Origin of the sequence: Leclercia sp. G3L (genome assembly GCF_021117075.1) — a bacterium.
GTDB classification, from domain to species: Bacteria; Pseudomonadota; Gammaproteobacteria; order Enterobacterales; family Enterobacteriaceae; genus Enterobacter; species Enterobacter adecarboxylatus_C.
Genome location: NZ_CP088265.1, coordinates 3,921,475 through 3,938,318 on the forward strand (window position 1 = coordinate 3,921,475; position 16,844 = coordinate 3,938,318).

Genomic DNA, 16,844 nt, shown 5'->3' on the forward strand with positions numbered 1-16,844 from the left:
CTGCAAAATCCCTTTTACAGCAGAACATATCGCCACCTGCCCATTTTTTCCACTAACTGATAGTGGAAAAAACCAGTTTAGACGCAACGGTAAAATTTAACGCTAAATAACATTTAGGTTTCTGGCGCATTATAGCGCGAGAGTTATATGTAACAGGTTATTACAAACACCTTGCCAGATGGGTCAGGATAGTGAACATTACCCGCCGTTTCCCCTCCCACTATAACTATAAAGCGGACGGACTACGGTCATCACGCTATGAACACCCCCGTTAATATGGGATGTAAAAAAAGAGGTATATGTGTCTACTGCAAACAATAAACCAGCTGAAGAAAGCGTAAGTCTTAACGCTTTCAAACAACCGAAATCGTTCTATCTCATTTTCTCCATTGAGCTTTGGGAACGTTTTGGTTACTACGGCCTGCAAGGGATCATGGCGGTTTACCTGGTTAAACAACTGGGTATGTCCGAAGCTGATTCCATCACGCTGTTCTCTTCTTTCAGTGCTCTGGTGTACGGTCTGGTCGCGATTGGCGGCTGGCTGGGCGATAAAGTGCTGGGCACCAAACGTGTTATTCTGCTGGGCGCCATCGTTCTGGCGATCGGCTACGGTCTGGTTGCCTGGTCTGGTCATGATGCCGGTGTGGTGTACATGGGTATGGCGACTATCGCTGTCGGTAACGGCCTGTTCAAGGCGAACCCATCTTCCCTGCTCTCGACCTGCTATAACAAAGACGATCCGCGTCTTGATGGCGCATTCACCATGTACTACATGGCCATCAACATCGGTTCCTTCTTCTCTATGCTGGCAACCCCGTGGCTGGCAGCGAAATTCGGCTGGAGCGTGGCGTTTGCACTGAGCTTCGTCGGAATGCTGATCACCGTGGTGAACTTCCTGTTCTGCCGCAGCTGGGTTAAGGACTACGGTTCAAAACCTGACTTCGCGCCGGTACAGATGGGCAAACTGCTGGCGACCATCGTCGGCGTGGTGATTCTGGTTGCCGTTGCCACCTGGCTGCTGCACAACCAGGGTATCGCGCGTGCGGTTCTGGGCGTGGTTGCGCTGGGTATCGTCTGCATCTTCGCTAAAGAAGCCTTTGCCATGCAGGGCGCAGCACGTCGTAAGATGATTGTTGCCTTCATCCTGATGGTTGAAGCGATTGTCTTCTTCGTCCTGTACAGCCAGATGCCAACGTCCCTGAACTTCTTCGCTATCCGTAACGTTGAACACTCTATCCTCGGCATCGCGTTCGAACCTGAGCAGTTCCAGGCCCTGAACCCGTTCTGGATCATGGTGGGTAGCCCGATTCTGGCCGCTATCTACAACAAGATGGGTGACCGTCTGCCAATGCCGCACAAGTTCGCGGTAGGTATGGTGCTGTGCTCTGGCGCCTTCCTGGTGCTGCCGCTGGGTGCGAAATTCGCCAGCGACGCGGGTATCGTTTCCGTAAACTGGCTGATCCTGAGCTACGCCCTGCAGTCCATCGGTGAGCTGATGATCTCCGGTCTGGGTCTGGCGATGGTTGCGCAGCTGGTGCCGCAGCGCCTGATGGGCTTCATCATGGGTAGCTGGTTCCTGACGACTGCCGGTGCTGCAATCATCGCCGGTAAGATCGCAAACCTGATGGCCGTGCCATCTGACGTGACCGATCCGCTGCTGTCTCTGCACGTGTACGGTGACGTATTCCTGCAGATTGGTATCGCCACCGCGGTTATCGCCGTGCTGATGATGCTGACCGCACCAAAACTGAATCGAATGACTCAGGACGACGACATCAACGCCAAAGCGAGCAAAACCGCGACCGCGTAATGTCATCGGGAAACGACTGAATTGAAGCCGCTAACTGTGCGTTAGCGGCTTTTTTTTTATTCCGTGCCGCACTACCATAGGGTAAACCTACGTAAACAGGAGTGACCGATGAAACTGTTCTATAAACCAGGCGCCTGCTCTCTTGCCTCCCATATTACGCTGCGCGAGAGCGGTAAAGACTTCACCCTCAACGGTGTTGATCTGATGAAAAAGCTTCTGGAAAACGGCGATGATTTTTTCGCGGTGAATCCTAAAGGCCAGGTCCCGGCGCTGCTGCTGGAAGACGGCACCCTGCTGACTGAAGGGGTGGCCATCATGCAATACCTGGCGGATGGCGTTGCCGATCGCCAGCTGCTGGCCCCGACCGGCAGTATCGCCCGCTATAAGACCCTCGAATGGATGAACTACATTGCCACCGAGCTGCACAAAGGCTTCACCCCGCTGTTCCGCCCGGATACGCCGGAAGAGTACAAGCCGACCGTACGCGCGCTGCTGGAGAAAAAGCTCCAGTATGTGAACGAGTCGCTGAAAGATGAGCAGTGGATTTGCGGTCAGCGCTTTACCATTGCCGACGCGTATCTGTTTACCGTTCTGCGCTGGGCGCGGGCCGTGAAGCTGAATATGGAAGGGTTAAGCCATATTGACGCGTATATGCAGCGTATGGCGGAGCGTCCTGCCGTGGCGGCAGCGCTGGAAGCGGAAGGGTTGAAGTAAGTTTTTTGCCGGGTGGCGCTGGCGCTTACACGGCCTACAAAAACTGTAGGCCCGTGCAAGCGCAGCGCCGCCGGGCATTATGATGCTAGAGCTGGGTCGCGCTAAAGAGGTGCTCCGGCTTCGCAATCTGATCCTGAGCGGCCACCACCTGCAGTTCATACTCCTGCATATTCTTCGTGGCGATCATAATTTCATACACCGCCGCCGTGACGTGCTCAAGCGCATCACGCACCGTTGCCCCCTGCAGCAGTTTCACCAGCAGCAGGCCGCTGGTCACATCGCCTACGCCCACCGGCTGACGGCTGCCGAAATCCACCAGCGGACGGCTGATGTGCCAGGCTTCGTCTTTGGTCACCAGCAGCATCTCAAAGCGGTCCGGGCTAATGCCGGCGCGCGCCAGATGCTTCACCAGCACGATCTCCGGGCCCATGGCAATCAGCTCCCGGGATGCGGCAATAGCCTCTTCCACGCTGTTTACCGGATGTTCGCAGAGGATCTCCAGTTCGATAAGGTTCGGGGCGATAATATCGCTGGCCGGTAAGGCATGACGGACATGGAACTCCGCGACGCCAGGCGCCACGATGCAGCCCTTTTCCGGGTGACCCATCACCGGATCGCAGAAGTATTTTGCCGCCGGGTTGGCCGCCTTCACCTGACGGACAATCCCGAGAATATGCTCGCCCTGCTCGGCTGAACCCAGATAGCCGCTCAGCACGGCGTCACAGGTCTTGAGTTTGTCGATCTCCGCGATGCCCTGAACAATCTCTGTCAGATGGGCAGGCGGCATCACGCAACCGGTCCACTTGCCGTATTGCGTATGATTGGAAAACTGAACGGTATTTAATGGCCAGACGTTGGCCCCGAGACGACGCATCGGAAATTCAGCGGCGCTGTTGCCAGCATGCCCAAACACAACGTGGGACTGGATGGCGAGGATATTCTTCATTTTCTTACCACAACCCTGAAAAAATAAAGGGGCATGGTTTCCCATGCCCCTGTGCTTTTACGATTACTTCCAGCAGATCAGACAGTAATTCTTTTTGCCGCGACGCAGCAAGGTGTAGCGGCCAAACAGGCGATCGCTGTCCACGAAGGTATACTCCTCGTTGGACTGTTTTTCACCGTTAATGGTGATGGCGTTCGAGGCGATGGTTTTACGCGCCTGGCCACGGGACGGCTGCAGCTCAGAGTCCACCAGCGCCTGCATCAGGTCTGCCCCTTTCTCCATCTCAACCATCGGCACGCCATCCTGCGCCAGCTGTTCGAAGTCAGCTTCGCTCAGATCGCTCAGGGTACCGTTGAACAGGCTGGCGGTAATACGCTTCGCGGCCGCCAGGCCCTCTTCGCCGTGAACCAGTTTGGTGACCTGCTCCGCCAGCACGTACTGGGCGCGCGGGGCTTTGCCGCTGTTCTTGTCTTCTTCTTCCAGGGCGTTGATCTCTTCCAGATCCATAAAGGTGAAGAACTTCAGGAAGCGATAGACATCAGCATCCGCGGTGTTGATCCAGAACTGGTAGAACTTGTACGGGCTGGTTTTTTTCGGATCGAGCCATACCGCGCCACCTTCGGTTTTACCGAACTTGGTACCGTCGGCTTTGGTGATCAGCGGAACGGTCAGACCAAAGACCTGGTTCTGGTGCAGACGACGGGTCAGATCGATACCGGAGGTGATGTTACCCCACTGATCGGAGCCTCCAATCTGCAGCGCCACGCCGTGCAGGTTGTTCAGGCAGGCGAAGTCATAACCCTGCAGCAGGTTATAAGAGAACTCGGTGAACGAGATGCCCTGGTCGTCACGGTTCAGACGCTGCTTCACCGCTTCTTTGTTGATCATTTGATTAACGGAGAAGTGCTTGCCGATATCACGCAGGAAGGTCAGCACGTTCATGCCGCCAAACCAGTCATAGTTGTTAGCGGCGATCGCTGAGTTTTCACCACAGTCGAAATCGAGGAACGGGGCGACCTGTTTGCGGATCTTATCCACCCACTCCTGCACGGTGTCTGCCGTATTCAGTTTACGCTCAGCGGCTTTAAAGCTCGGGTCGCCAATCAGACCCGTTGCGCCGCCGACCAGCGCCACAGGCTTATGGCCTGCCAGCTGGAAGCGTTTCAGGCATAACAATGGAACCAGATGCCCCAAATGCAAGCTGTCGGCGGTAGGATCGAAGCCGCAATAGAGCGCGATCGGGCCTTGCGCCAGTCGCTCTGCTAACGCTTCCTCGTCCGTCACCTGGGCTACCAGCCCCCGCTCTTGCAATTGTTTAATCAAGTTACTGCTTGCCATCAAATTCTCCATGTATAAAACGACTGCACCTCTGCCGGTACACGACTTTTCGCCAGACGCGAAAGGTACATAGAATAAAGCGCTGACACCCGTTGTACCAGCGCTTAAGAGAACAAATTTCGGGGATTAAGGTGCGAGACGATCGATTTTCCAGGCGTCATTATCGCGCTGGTATAAAAAGCGGTCGTGCAGACGATGTTCACCGCCCTGCCAGAACTCCATCTGGTGGACACAGACGCGGAAACCGCCCCAGAAGCTCGGCAGGGGCACTTCGCCCTGCTGGAACTTCTGTTTCAGCTCAAGGAATTTACTTTCCAGTACGCCGCGGGCGGAGATGCGGCTCGACTGTTTAGAGACCCAGGCGCCAATCTGGCTGTCGCGCGGGCGGCTGTGAAAGTACTTCACCACTTCCAGGGTAGAGAGACGCTCGACGGTGCCGGTGACCATCACCTGACGCTCCAGCATATGCCAGGGGAAGAGCAGGCTGATGCGCGGGTTGTTTTCGAGGTGGTGTGCTTTGCGGCTGCCGAGGTTGGTGTAGAACACCAGCCCTTTCTCATCATAATGCTTGAGCAGCACAATGCGCTGGTAGGGTTGACCCAGTTCGTCGACCGTCGCCACCACCATCGCGGTGGGATCGGCCAGACGGGCATCACAGGCCTGTTTCAGCCAGTGCTCAAACAGCACCAGCGGCTCGGCGGGGAGATCCTGGCGACGCAGGCCGCCTTTGGTGTATTCGCGCCTGAGGTGCGCGATGTTCTGCAATTCGTCGTTATCTGACATGGCGTTAGCTGACATTGACAATGGGTGACGCTATTGTGCGCCGCCCCCTGCAAAATCTCAACGCTTCGGGTTTTCGATCTGACAATTGTTCAGCACGACGCGATCGCGCTTGTAGACCGTCGCGCTGTCGCCCTTCGACCAGAAGACATAGACCCCGTCGCTGTAACGGGTACCGGAGGCCGACATCCCCTGCTTCAGCGTCAGCAGCTTGTTGTCATAGACAAAACTGACTTCCTGGCGAGGATTATTAAGCTTCACGGTGAGCGGTTTCTCTTCGCACTGATAAGCCAGGGTGTCGGTTTGCATACGCTCAACAAACTGGTTGTAGACGCTACAGCTCGCCAGCAGGAAGGGGGTAAAAGCAAGAAGCAGTTTTTTCATGGGTGAGTTCCGAAGACTTTCCTGGTCCCGGAGGGCGCGAACGCCCTCCCGTTTTTTCGTGTCATTCTACCCATCGTGCCTTTAAGCGAAATTCGGTTAACTCTGATTTTGCCGCGGATTGGCTGGAAAAACAGCACCTAACACGCTGGCTTCACGCGCGCCGGTCACGGAAGGCAGATTTCCGGGCAGGCCCGCCACCGTTCGCCACGCCAGCCAGGCAAAGGCCAGCGCTTCCATATCATCGCCGCTGATCCCGGCGCGATCGGTGGTGGTCACTTCCGTACCCGGCAGCAGACCGGCCAGCCGCGCCATCAGCAGCGGGTTACGGCTACCGCCGCCGCACACCAGCAGACGATCGCAGCCGCCGCTCAACAACACCTGTTCCGACACGGAGACGGCGGTGAGCTCAGCCAGCGTGGCCTGCACGTCATGCGGCGCCAGGCCCGGGAAGTTCGCCAGCTGGCGTTCCAGCCAGCCGTAGTTGAAATACTCGCGGCCGGTGCTTTTCGGTGCCGGGGCGGCGAAATAGGGATCGCACAGCATGCTTTGTAGTAAAGGAATGATGACCTTGCCGCTGCAGGCCCACTGGGCGTCTTTATCGTAAGCTTTGCCCGCCTGACGCCAGATCCAGGCGTCCATCAGCATGTTCCCCGGCCCGGTGTCGAAACCGCGTACCGGCTGCCCGGGGATCAATAAGGAAAGGTTGGCGATGCCGCCAATGTTAAGCACCATGCGGCGCTCCGTCGGGTGGGCAAGCAGCGCGTGGTGAAAAGCCGGAACCAGCGGCGCGCCCTGCCCCCCGAGCGCCATATCCCGACGGCGGAAATCACCGACCACCGTTACCCCGGTTTTGGCCACAATCTGGTTGTTATCACCAATCTGCAGGGTATGAGGCGCATCGCCGCCCGGCTCATGCCAGACCGTCTGGCCGTGACAGCCAATCGCCACTACATCCTGAGGGCGGAGATCTTCCTGGTTCATCAGCGCCAGCACGGCATCGCCGAATAGACGTCCGAGCTGTGTATCCAGCTGCCCCAGCTGCGACAGCGTCAGCTGCTGGCCCTGACAGATATTCAGGATCGCTTGTTTGGTTTCCGGGGGGATGGGCCAGCTAAGGCTCGCCTGCTGTGCCACCATATTCTCATCGATTGCCGCGAGAACGACATCCACGCCATCCAGACTGGTTCCTGACATTACGCCAATATAGCGACCCGATTTCATCCGTTTTCCTTACTCCACAGGGTTGATGGCCCACTCCACCATAAACCCGTCATCAATGCCATGACGCGATAATACTTTTTAACAATAGCTGGACGTTACGGCCATTCCAGGAATTATCCTTACCGGATGCGGGGTGAAGTCAGAGCCTGTTTATATCTGGTTAAGCCAGAATCAAGTACTATTCTCTGAATGTTTAGGCGAAAATAGGATCTGTGGCACCTGATGCCATATAATTTAGCCATAACGGATGCTCATAGAGCATTTTTTGGTGAACAGGAGATTCAAATGATTTTACGTGTACTGGCCGTTTCGCTGGTTGGATTCACTCTGGCTGGCTGTGTTAATGATAGCTCCCTCTCCGGGGATGTTTACAGTGCGTCTGAGGCGAAACAGGTACAACAAGTCACCTACGGCACCATTGTGAACGCACGCCCGGTGCAGATTCAGGGTGGTGACGAGAACAACGTGATCGGTGCTCTTGGCGGTGCGGTACTGGGTGGCTTCCTCGGTAACACCGTAGGTGGCGGCTCGGGTCGTTCCCTGGCGACTGCGGCAGGTGCCGTAGCCGGTGGCGTTGCCGGTCAGGGTGTTCAGGGTTCGATGAACAAATCCCAGGGCGTTGAGTTAGAGATTCGCAAAGATGACGGCAGCACCATTATGGTGGTCCAGAAACAGGGCAACACTAAGTTTGCCGCTGGCCAACGTGTCGTGCTGGCAAGCAACGGCAGCCAGGTGACCGTCTCCCCGCGTTAATGACATTATGGGCGTGGTCTTACGATCACGTCCATTTACCCTACACAACACTCACGTGAATATATTAACAATATACATTCACCCAGCATATAGTTAATATCCGCTTATCTTGTTCCTGCGCAAAGTATTCCCCCGGCCTTCATGAGATTATTCGCAAACCCCTTTTATCTCTTTGTTAATTTAATACAATGCCTATGGTTGCGATGAGACGTTATATAAAGAATAATTATGTTCGGTTCTTTCTGGGATGCTTTATTGTCATCGGGATTTTACACTCTCTGTTTATAGGTCTTGAAGAAAAGGTTTCGTCTTTTTCGCCGCTTTTATTTCCGATGCTGACCATATTTTTACTGGTGTTTCACCTCTTTATTGCCTGTTTTATGGTAATGAAGTACTGGTGCGACAGACAGCGCTTATATCTGCTCGCCTTTGCCTTTGCCTATGTCGGCTCCGCTATACTGATGGTGGGGACGCTTTCCAGCTACCCGGCATGGCTAGACCAGCACCAGTTCAACGTCGCCAACTATAACGATGCGATGATCTTCTTTACCTTCCGTCATCTGTTGATGTCGGTGCTGTTTATCGCTTCGGGCCTGCTTTACTTTATCCGTAACAGACCGCTGACACGGACGTTTCATCTCTCTGTCATTGTCGGCGCCACTCTTTTTACTGGCATGGTCGTGACCCTGGCCTGGGTTTATTCCAGCTATTCACCTTTGTTATCAATAGATTTGGTTGATAATGAAACCCGGCAATATATGCTGCTGTGGAAACAGGAGATAAACATTGTCTTAATCCTCTTTTGGGTTGTTTCATTAGCAACGCTGATGAGTATTACCCGCGTGCGCAATATGTTTTGGGTCGGCGGGAATTTTTTATGTGTCTGCTATCTCGCAACTCTTGGAATGTTGTATTTGGGCGGTCACGCGGAAGATATCTCCTGGTATCGTGCCCGGTTATTTGAAACCGTCGCAACGCTGCTGATTATTTTCGTCCTCCTGTATGACGTATTTAATCTGTATCGTAACTCGCATCTGAAGTATCAACAGTCATACCAGAACTCAATACGCGATCCCCTGACCCGTCTCTACAATCGAAGCTATTTTTACGACGCGTTGAACCAGTCGCTGCGCACGGCAACAGAGGCCCACCCGATCTCGGTTATTGTGAGCGATCTCGATCGTTTTAAACGTATTAATGACAACTACGGGCACCTGCAGGGAGATAAGGTGCTGCAGTTTGTCTCCCGGCTGTTGATGGATTCGGTACGGCCACAGGACATCGCGGCGCGAATCGGTGGGGAGGAGTTTGTCCTGATGTTAACACATACCTCTTCCGACGCAGCCCGTCAGGTTGCGGAGCGGATACGGTTAAAACTGAGCAGCTTCGACAAAGCCAGCTCGGAGGGCCAGCTTCCCCAGCCCATCACCATCAGTATGGGGGTGTTTACCACCACGTCGTCGAAAACCAGTGCGGAAGAGTGCGTCGAACGGGCAGATAAGGCGATGTACGAGGCGAAAGAGACCGGGCGTAACCGGGTTGTCGTGTTCCGTTAAAGAAAAAGCCTTGCGTTCGCAAGGCTTTTTTAAAGGTCAGTCACGGGATTGTAGCTCGTGGATATTGCTTTCCAGCCGGGCGACCAGCGAGATCAGCAGTTCCAGTTCAGCGGGGCTGATCCCGGAGAGGATCTCACCGCGCGTTTTGCTGATCACGGCTTCCATCTCTGTGATGATCGGTGTGGCTTTTTCGGTAAGCTTAATTCGCTTGGCACGACGATCGCTGGCGCAGGTCTGACGCGAGATCAGTCCTTTATCTTCCAGTTGATCGAGCGTTCGTACCAGGGATGGCTGCTCGATGCCAATCGCTTTTGCCAGTTGGATCTGTGACTGGTCGGGCGGCAGCTGATGGATATTATGCAGCGTGACCCAATGCGTCTGTGTCAACTCCAGAGGTTTCAGGCGATGGTCAATCAGAGCACGCCAGATGCGTACTAACCTTGCCAGATCAGAACCTAGTGGCGATTCCAATTTCATCTCCTTATAATTAGCTTGCTAAGTTATTATACTGATTTTAGAATAGTGTGCAGCATTTATATTGCCAAAACAAATGCAATACGGGTCTAAAACTTGATGGTCGTCTGTTTTACACTGAGTTCAGGCGCCCCCGGGCGTTATGCGACTGCTATTTTGGTCACTTCCCCCTTTGCAAAGGAACCGGCTCGTGAATTTCACGTTTAACGCCACGGGGTTACCGCTTCAGGATTTGATTGTCGGCGCCTCAGTTTACTTCCCTCCCCTGTTCAAGGCGGTGATGCTGGGTTTTATTATCTGGCTCGTCACCCACCGCTTACTGCGCGACTGGATGTATTCCGGTGAAATCTGGCATCCCATGCTGATGGATCTTTCGCTGTTTGTGCTGGCAGTATGCCTGGGTCTGGCTATGCTGATTGTGTGGTGACTATACATATGAAAACAATCAAATATTTTTCATCATTACTTGTTCTGGTCCTGGCGCTAATCGCGGGCTGGTGGTTATGGAATTATTATATGCAGTCGCCCTGGACCCGTGACGGCAAAGTGCGCGCCGAGCAGGTCAGCGTGACGCCGCAGGTGTCCGGCACTATCACCAGGCTGCTGGTTAAAGATAACCAGTTTGTTCATGCGGGTGAGGTACTGTTTTCTGTCGATGAGACCCCTTATCACATCGCGGTCCTCAACGCCGAGGCGCAGCTGGCGAAATCCCAGTCCGATCTGGCGAAAGCCAATAACGAAGCCAACCGCCGCCGCCATCTGTCACGGAACTATATCTCCGCCGAAGATCTGGATACCGCCAATATTAACGTCAAAGCGATGCAGGCCAGCGTCGCGGTGGCTGAAGCGACCCTCAAGCAGGCCCAGTGGCAGCTGACCCAGACGGTGGTTAAAGCCCCGGTTGACGGCTGGGTCACCAATCTTTCCACCCGTCCGGGCGATTACGCCACCACCGGCCAGCCGGTCTTTGCGCTGGTCGACAGCCATTCGTTTTACGTGGTGGGCTATTTTGAAGAGACCAAACTCCGACATATCCGCGAGGGTGCTCCGGCGCAGATCGTCCTCTACAGCGGCTCGAGAACCTTACAGGGGCATGTATCCAGTATCGGACGCGCCATCTACGATCAAAGCGTCGAGACCGATTCAGGCCTGGTGCCTGACGTTAAACCCAATATTCCCTGGGTGCGGCTGGCACAACGTATCCCGGTGCGTATCGCCTTTGACCAGCTGCCGAGGGATCTGACCCTGGTCTCCGGCACGACCTGCACCGTCTCCATCGGAACCGCCCGGTGAACTGGCGCAACCTTCCGTGGCTCAGGGCAACCCCGGCGCAGTGGCGCTATGCCCTGCGCAACGGGATTGCGATGTGTCTGGCCCTCACCGTCGCCTATTGTCTCAATCTGGATGAACCCTACTGGGCGATGACCTCGGCGGCGGTGGTTAGCTTCCCGACCGTCGGGGGGGTGATCAGCAAAAGCCTGGGCCGGGTGGCGGGCAGCCTACTAGGGGCCACCGCGGCGCTGATCATTGCCGGACATACCCTCAACGACCCATGGCTGTTTCTGTTCAGCATGGCGGCGTGGTTGGCTATTTGCACCTGGGCCTGCGCCCACTTCAGCAATAACGTCGCCTACGCCTTCCAGTTGGCGGGTTACACCGCGGCGATCATCGCCTTCCCGGTGATCAATATTCTCGACATCACCCAGCTGTGGGATATTGCCCAGGCCCGGGTGTGCGAAGTCATTATCGGCATCCTGAGCGGCGGCGTGATGATGATGATCCTGCCCAGCACCTCCGACGGCACCGCCCTTATCAGCGCCCTGAAAGCGATGCACGCCCGGCTGCTGGAGCACGCCAGCCTGCTGTGGCAACCCGACAGTAACGACGCTATTCGTCTGGCCCATGAAAAGGTCATCGCTCAGATCCTGACCATGAACCTGCTGCGCATTCAGGCCTTCTGGAGCCACTACCGCTTTCGTCGGCAAAATGCCCTGCTCAACTATCTGCTCCATCAGCAGCTGCGGATGACCAGCGCTATCTCCAGCCTGCGCCGCATGCTGTTGAACTGGCCCAACCCGCCTGCCCATACCCGGGAAGTCATCGATCGGCTGCTCGCCGCCCTCGCCCGTCCCGATGCCGATTTTTATACCGTTGCCCGCATTATTGCCCCGCTCAGACCGGGCGACGACGGCGACTACCGGCATCGCGCCGTCTGGCAGCGGCTGCGCTATTTTTGCCGCCTGTATCTGCGCAGCAGCCGCTGGATAGCCGCGGTGGAAGCGGCCACGCCGGTGACCGAGTTTGCCGTCCCGCGCAGCCCGGCGCTGGCAAGGCATACCGATAACCTCGAGGCCCTGTGGAGCGGCTTTCGCACCTTTTGCGCCCTCAGCCTGGTGGGCGCCTGGACCATTACCGCCCAGTGGGATGCCGGGGGGGCAGCCCTGACGCTGGCGGCGATCAGCAGCGTGCTCTACTCGGTGGCGGCCTCGCCCTTTAATTCACTCACGCTGCTGCTGCGGACGCTGATCCTGCTCTCGCTGTTCAGCTTTGTGGTCAAATTTGGCCTGATGGTGCAAATCTCCGATCTGTGGCTGTTCCTGCTGTTTCTGTTTCCGCTGCTGACCACCATGCAGCTGCTTAAACAGCAGATGCCCGCCCTTGCCGGGCTGTGGGGGCAGCTGATCGTCTTTATGGGGTCGTTTATTTCAGTGACCAACCCGCCGGTGTATGACTTTGCCGATTTTCTCAACGACGACCTGGCGAAAATTCTTGGCGTGGGGCTGACGTGGCTGGCCTTTGCGATACTCAGGCCGGGCTCGGATGCGCGGAAAAGCCGCCGTCATATCCGGGAGCTGCGACGGGGGTTTGTCGATCAGCTCAGCCGCAGGCCGCAGCTGAGTGAAAATGGTTACGAATCGCTGGTGTATCACCATGTGAACCAGCTCAACAGCAGTAAGGATGCGCTCTCGCGCCGCTGGCTGCTGCGCTGGGGGGTAGTGCTGCTCAACTGCAGCCATGTGGTCTGGCAGCTGCGAGGCTGGGAGACCCGCTCGGATCCGCTGGCGCAGGTGCGGGATGTCGCCGTGTCACTCCTGCGCGATATCATGAGCGAGCGCGGGGTACAGCAGCGGCCGCTGGCCGCCACCCTTGATGAGCTTCAGCGTATCTGCGTCACCCTGGGGCATCATCCGCAACCGGCCGGGCAGGAGCTGGCGGCCCTGATCTGGCGACTACACTGTTCGCTATCCCAGCTGGAACAGGCGCCCGCTCCGGGCACCCTGACCGATCAGATCACACCGCAGGCGTAGCGTTCACCGCCACCGCCGAGCGGTTTGGGCTGATCCGACATATTATCCCCGCCGACGTGGATCATCAGCGCCTTACCTTTGACCTCATCCAGCTTGTTCAGACGCGGCGCGACCACCGGGTCGGTAGCTTTACCGTCATTGTTCACCACCAGCGCAGGGAGATCGCCGAGGTGGCCCATCCCTTCCGGCCCTTCATGCTTGCCGGTGTTCTGGGGATCGAGGTGTCCGCCCGCGGCCTCAGCGGCGGCCGGTTTGCCCTCTTTCATGGCCGGTTCGCAGGAGCCTTTGGCATGGACGTGATAACCGTGTTCGCCCGGTGGGAGGGCTTTAAGATCGGGGGAGAACTCCAGTCCTTTATCCGTTTCGGTAATTTTCACCGTCCCGATGGACTGACCTATCCCCTGTGAGGTGACGAGGTTCATTTTTACTTCTTCACTGGCAGCCTGCGCACCTGCACAGACCACCAGCGTCAACGCTGCCAGAGTAAAACGCTTCATATGACCTCCTTCGGTTATTTTTTGCCCCTTAAGTTTATACCAGGGGCAATGATTTCACCGGGAAATCAGACAAATACGGAATTACGGCACGTCGTAACCCAGCGCGGCTTTACGGATGCGGAACCACTGCTGGCGCGTCATCTGCAGCTGCTCTGCGTCGAGGGCTGAACGCACGCGCTCGATTTTACCGGAACCGATAATCGGCAGCGGCTGGGATGGCAGACGTAAAATCCAGGCGTACACCACCTGCTCGATGGTTTCGGCATTCAGCTCCTGCGCCACCTGAGCGAGTTCATCGCGCAGCGGCTGGAAAGCGTCGTCATTAAACAGACGACCGCCGCCGAGGCAGGACCAGGCCATCGGACGGATCCGCAGCTGCTGAAGCTGGTCGAGGGTGCCATCCAGCAGCAGCGGCTGGTAAACCGGCGAAATCTCGACCTGGTTGGTCGCAAGGGTGAACGGCAGGCGCGATTGCAGCAGGGTAAACTGCGCCGGGGTAAAGTTGGAGACGCCGAAATGACGCACCTTGCCGCTCTGATGCAGGGCGAGGAAGGCCTCAGCGACTTCATCAGCATCCATCAATGGATCGGGGCGGTGAATCAGCAGCAGGTCAAGATAATCGGTCGCCAGATTGGTGAGGGACTGCTCTGCACTGCGGATAATATGGTCGCGGTCGGTAATGTAGTGGCCGATCGCATGCTCCGCTTTGGCCGTGGTGGCGATGCCACATTTGGTGACGATCTCCATCCGCTGACGCAGCGCGGGAGAGAGCTTCATCGCCTCGCCGAAGGCGGCTTCACACTGATAACCACCGTAGATATCGGCATGGTCGACGGTAGTGATCCCCAGCTCAAGATGTTCTTCAATAAAGCTGACCAGCTGTTGGGCGGACATATTCCAGTCCATCAGACGCCAGTAACCCATCACAAAACGGGAAAACTCCGGGCCCTGCGGGGCAAGGGTAATACGCTGAACCATAGCAATTTCCTCAAAAAAAGTCTGGGGAGAGTATACGCATTTACGGCGCTAAAAAAGTGAGGGTTGCTGCGGTTCTTCGGTTTCGGGGGCTTTGTTTGCGCGCAATTTACGCAAAAGACGCTGACGGCACAGGCGCAGGACCTCCTGCTTCTGGGCATCGCTGAAGGCTTGCCAGTTAAAACGCTCCTCCCGAGTGCGCATGCAGCCGCGACAAAAACCTCGCTCGTCAGACTGGCAGATACCCCTGCACGGGCTCTGGACGGGAAAGAACTCCAGTTGTTCAGCCACACGACCCTCCCAAAACCCAAGATTGAGTAAAGTGAAGACCTTAAGTCCGGGTAACGCAAGAGGTCAACCACAGAATTGTGGCATTAAGGTTTCACTAATCTTCGCTCCCTATACTCGCCTCATCACTACGATCTGGTTTAACGATGATGCTGACCCTTAAAAAGTTACAGTGTAACGATACAAAATTTACGCTGGGCTGTGCGCTCTTATTTACCCTGTTGAATGCCCTGTTTATTCATCGCAGCTGGCAGGTGATCTCTCCCGCCCGGCTGCATGACGTGCTTTTCGCCCTCACGGTGCCGCTGGTGCTGTTCTGCGGCTGGGTTATTGTATTCAGCATCCTGAATATTCCCCTGATCCGTAAACCGCTGCTGGTGCTGCTGACCCTCGGCTGCGCGGCGGCAACCTGGTTTATGTTCACCTACGGGGCGGTGATTGACCAGAACATGATGGTCAACGTCTTTGAGACCAACTCTCAGGAGGCCACGGCGCTGCTCACCCCGCAGCTGGTGCTGTGGCTGGTTGTCGCCGGCCTGGTGCCTTCCGTCGTGCTGGCGTTGATCCGCATCCGCCCCGGTAAATGGTGGCAGACGCTGTTAATGCGTCTCGCGGCTATTCTCGCAAGTCTGGTGGTCATCGTTCTGGTGGCAGCGGTCTTTTATAAGGACTATGCCTCGCTGTTTCGCAATAACAAAGGCATCGTCAAGATGGTGACCCCGGCCAACTATGTCAGCGCCATCGCCAAATACAGCAAGGCGCGCTGGTTTGCCGGTGACCAGACCTTGATCCGTCTCGGTGAAGATGCGCGTAAAGGCCCGGTGCTGCTGGCGCAGCAGAAAAAGACCGTGCTGGTGCTGGTGGTCGGGGAAGCCTCCCGGGCGGAAAACTACTCCCTGAACGGTTATAACCGTGATACCAACCCTGAGCTGAAAAAAGAGAATGTGATTAACTTCCCGCAGGCCTCCTCCTGCGGCACCGAAACCGCCGTCTCCGTGCCCTGCATGTTCTCCGGGATGCCGCGCAAAAAATACGATGCCGACCTGGCGCATCATCAGGAAGGTTTGATGGATGTGCTGAATCACGCCGGGATCAACCTGCTGTGGCGGGATAACGACGGCGGGTGTAAAGGCGCCTGCGATCGCATTCCGCACACCGACATGACCCAGTGGAAGCTGGACCAGTTCTGTAAGAACAAATCCTGTATTGACGACGCGGATCTGTATCGCCTGGATGACACCCTGGATGGCCTGAAACAGGATACAGTGCTGGTGATCCACCTGATGGGCAGCCACGGCCCGGCCTACTATCAGCGTTACCCGGAGCAGTACCGTCGCTTTACCCCGACCTGCGATACCAATGAGATCCAGGACTGCGATCATCAGGCGCTGATGAACACCTACGACAATACTATTCTCTATACCGACAGCGTGGTGAGTCGAACCATCGATGCCCTGAAAGCGCGTCAGGCAACGATGAACACGGCGCTGGTCTATCTCTCCGATCACGGTGAATCGCTGGGGGAAAACGGTCTCTATCTGCACGGCACGCCGTATATGCTGGCCCCGGAGCAGCAGACGCACATTCCGTTTATGTTCTGGCTCTCAAACGACTACAAACAGAACTTCGGCGTTGACGAGCAGTGCCTGCGCGACCAGGCGGCGAAAGAGGCGGTATCGCAGGACAATCTGTTCTCCACGGTGTTGGGGATGATGAACATCCGGACGTCGGTCTATCAGCCGCAAATGGATCTGCTCGCCCACTGCCGTCGAACATAAGGCTTGCATTAGACCGATTGGT

Annotated in this window: 17 protein-coding genes; 8 read left to right on the forward strand and 9 right to left on the reverse strand. The window is 56.1% G+C overall.

Annotation, left to right across the window (positions count from 1 at the left end):
* The first annotated feature begins 301 nt into the window (after positions 1–301).
* Both dtpA and gstA read left to right on the forward strand, forming a co-directional pair.
* Positions 302–1,810: a dipeptide/tripeptide permease DtpA gene (dtpA, locus tag LRS40_RS20255; protein WP_142489248.1), complete on the forward strand. Its 1,509-nt coding sequence runs from the start codon at positions 302–304 to the stop codon at positions 1,808–1,810.
* A 108-nt stretch (positions 1,811–1,918) separates the two neighbouring features.
* On the forward strand, positions 1,919–2,524 hold the full coding sequence (gene gstA, locus LRS40_RS20260; RefSeq protein ID WP_231312503.1) for a glutathione transferase GstA: 606 nt from the start codon (positions 1,919–1,921) through the stop codon (positions 2,522–2,524).
* A gap of 85 nt (positions 2,525–2,609) precedes the next feature.
* On the opposite strand, the gene pdxY is transcribed toward gstA, so the two are convergent.
* The 5 genes from pdxY to anmK all read right to left on the reverse strand — a co-directional run bounded on the left by pdxY (position 2,610) and on the right by anmK (position 7,193).
* Positions 2,610–3,470 carry a pyridoxal kinase PdxY gene (pdxY, locus tag LRS40_RS20265; protein WP_142489246.1) on the reverse strand — a complete coding sequence of 287 codons (861 nt, stop codon included), beginning with the start codon at positions 3,468–3,470 and terminating at the stop codon, positions 2,610–2,612.
* A 63-nt stretch (positions 3,471–3,533) separates the two neighbouring features.
* On the reverse strand, positions 3,534–4,808 hold the full coding sequence (tyrS, locus tag LRS40_RS20270) for a tyrosine--tRNA ligase (protein WP_142489245.1): 1,275 nt from the start codon (positions 4,806–4,808) through the stop codon (positions 3,534–3,536).
* Between the two features lie 126 nt (positions 4,809–4,934).
* Positions 4,935–5,591: a pyridoxamine 5'-phosphate oxidase gene (gene pdxH / locus LRS40_RS20275; protein WP_231312504.1), complete on the reverse strand. Its 657-nt coding sequence runs from the start codon at positions 5,589–5,591 to the stop codon at positions 4,935–4,937.
* Between the two features lie 57 nt (positions 5,592–5,648).
* Positions 5,649–5,972 carry a C-type lysozyme inhibitor gene (gene mliC, locus LRS40_RS20280; RefSeq protein WP_142489243.1) on the reverse strand — a complete coding sequence of 108 codons (324 nt, stop codon included), beginning with the start codon at positions 5,970–5,972 and terminating at the stop codon, positions 5,649–5,651.
* 96 nt (positions 5,973–6,068) lie between these two features.
* Entirely contained in the window at positions 6,069–7,193 is a 1,125-nt protein-coding gene (gene anmK / locus LRS40_RS20285; RefSeq protein ID WP_156263642.1) for an anhydro-N-acetylmuramic acid kinase, read from the reverse strand.
* 285 nt (positions 7,194–7,478) lie between these two features.
* Here anmK and slyB point away from each other — a divergent pair, with 285 nt between their 5' ends.
* Both slyB and LRS40_RS20295 read left to right on the forward strand, forming a co-directional pair.
* Positions 7,479–7,946 carry an outer membrane lipoprotein SlyB gene (gene slyB / locus LRS40_RS20290; RefSeq protein ID WP_156263641.1) on the forward strand — a complete coding sequence of 156 codons (468 nt, stop codon included), beginning with the start codon at positions 7,479–7,481 and terminating at the stop codon, positions 7,944–7,946.
* 194 nt (positions 7,947–8,140) lie between these two features.
* Positions 8,141–9,502, forward strand: a complete 1,362-nt coding sequence (locus LRS40_RS20295) for a GGDEF domain-containing protein (protein WP_231312505.1) — start codon at positions 8,141–8,143, stop codon at positions 9,500–9,502.
* A 36-nt stretch (positions 9,503–9,538) separates the two neighbouring features.
* On the opposite strand, the gene slyA is transcribed toward LRS40_RS20295, so the two are convergent.
* The gene (slyA, locus tag LRS40_RS20300) at positions 9,539–9,979 is read right to left on the reverse strand and encodes a transcriptional regulator SlyA (RefSeq protein WP_156263639.1); all 441 of its coding nucleotides are present in this window, start codon (positions 9,977–9,979) and stop codon (positions 9,539–9,541) included.
* 187 nt (positions 9,980–10,166) lie between these two features.
* Between slyA and LRS40_RS20305 the strand changes: the two genes are divergently transcribed.
* From LRS40_RS20305 to LRS40_RS20315, 3 genes are read left to right on the forward strand one after another with little or no spacing between them, the layout of a single operon-like run.
* The gene (locus LRS40_RS20305; protein ID WP_231312506.1) at positions 10,167–10,403 is read left to right on the forward strand and encodes a DUF1656 domain-containing protein; all 237 of its coding nucleotides are present in this window, start codon (positions 10,167–10,169) and stop codon (positions 10,401–10,403) included.
* Positions 10,404–10,405: 2 nt separating this feature from the next.
* Positions 10,406–11,269: an HlyD family secretion protein gene (locus LRS40_RS20310; RefSeq protein WP_221888539.1), complete on the forward strand. Its 864-nt coding sequence runs from the start codon at positions 10,406–10,408 to the stop codon at positions 11,267–11,269.
* Positions 11,266–13,284 carry an FUSC family protein gene (locus LRS40_RS20315; protein ID WP_231312507.1) on the forward strand — a complete coding sequence of 673 codons (2,019 nt, stop codon included), beginning with the start codon at positions 11,266–11,268 and terminating at the stop codon, positions 13,282–13,284. The genes LRS40_RS20310 and LRS40_RS20315 overlap by 4 nt, the downstream gene beginning before the upstream one ends.
* On the opposite strand, the gene sodC is transcribed toward LRS40_RS20315, so the two are convergent.
* The 3 genes from sodC to LRS40_RS20330 all read right to left on the reverse strand — a co-directional run bounded on the left by sodC (position 13,263) and on the right by LRS40_RS20330 (position 15,047).
* Positions 13,263–13,781, reverse strand: a complete 519-nt coding sequence (gene sodC, locus LRS40_RS20320; RefSeq protein ID WP_231312508.1) for a superoxide dismutase [Cu-Zn] SodC — start codon at positions 13,779–13,781, stop codon at positions 13,263–13,265. The two genes, LRS40_RS20315 and sodC, sit on opposite strands and share 22 nt — an antisense overlap.
* An 81-nt stretch (positions 13,782–13,862) precedes the next feature.
* The gene (locus LRS40_RS20325; RefSeq protein WP_142489234.1) at positions 13,863–14,759 is read right to left on the reverse strand and encodes an aldo/keto reductase family oxidoreductase; all 897 of its coding nucleotides are present in this window, start codon (positions 14,757–14,759) and stop codon (positions 13,863–13,865) included.
* Positions 14,760–14,807: 48 nt separating this feature from the next.
* The gene (locus LRS40_RS20330; protein ID WP_142489233.1) at positions 14,808–15,047 is read right to left on the reverse strand and encodes a DUF1289 domain-containing protein; all 240 of its coding nucleotides are present in this window, start codon (positions 15,045–15,047) and stop codon (positions 14,808–14,810) included.
* A gap of 146 nt (positions 15,048–15,193) precedes the next feature.
* On the opposite strand from LRS40_RS20330, the gene eptA reads away from it, so the two are divergent.
* Positions 15,194–16,822 carry a phosphoethanolamine transferase EptA gene (gene eptA / locus LRS40_RS20335; protein WP_231313925.1) on the forward strand — a complete coding sequence of 543 codons (1,629 nt, stop codon included), beginning with the start codon at positions 15,194–15,196 and terminating at the stop codon, positions 16,820–16,822.
* The last annotated feature ends 22 nt before the right edge of the window (positions 16,823–16,844 follow it).

Coding starts and splice junctions, on each gene's coding strand:
- slyB (WP_156263641.1), top strand. CDS start 7,479: ATGATTTTACGTGTACTGGCCGTTTCGCTGGTTGGATTCACTCTGGCT.
- sodC (WP_231312508.1), bottom strand. CDS start 13,781: ATGAAGCGTTTTACTCTGGCAGCGTTGACGCTGGTGGTCTGTGCAGGT.
- mliC (WP_142489243.1), bottom strand. CDS start 5,972: ATGAAAAAACTGCTTCTTGCTTTTACCCCCTTCCTGCTGGCGAGCTGT.
- pdxY (WP_142489246.1), bottom strand. CDS start 3,470: ATGAAGAATATCCTCGCCATCCAGTCCCACGTTGTGTTTGGGCATGCT.
- slyA (WP_156263639.1), bottom strand. CDS start 9,979: ATGAAATTGGAATCGCCACTAGGTTCTGATCTGGCAAGGTTAGTACGC.
- LRS40_RS20325 (WP_142489234.1), bottom strand. CDS start 14,759: ATGGTTCAGCGTATTACCCTTGCCCCGCAGGGCCCGGAGTTTTCCCGT.
- eptA (WP_231313925.1), top strand. CDS start 15,194: ATGCTGACCCTTAAAAAGTTACAGTGTAACGATACAAAATTTACGCTG.
- gstA (WP_231312503.1), top strand. CDS start 1,919: ATGAAACTGTTCTATAAACCAGGCGCCTGCTCTCTTGCCTCCCATATT.
- LRS40_RS20295 (WP_231312505.1), top strand. CDS start 8,141: ATGGTTGCGATGAGACGTTATATAAAGAATAATTATGTTCGGTTCTTT.
- anmK (WP_156263642.1), bottom strand. CDS start 7,193: ATGAAATCGGGTCGCTATATTGGCGTAATGTCAGGAACCAGTCTGGAT.
- pdxH (WP_231312504.1), bottom strand. CDS start 5,591: ATGTCAGATAACGACGAATTGCAGAACATCGCGCACCTCAGGCGCGAA.
- tyrS (WP_142489245.1), bottom strand. CDS start 4,808: ATGGCAAGCAGTAACTTGATTAAACAATTGCAAGAGCGGGGGCTGGTA.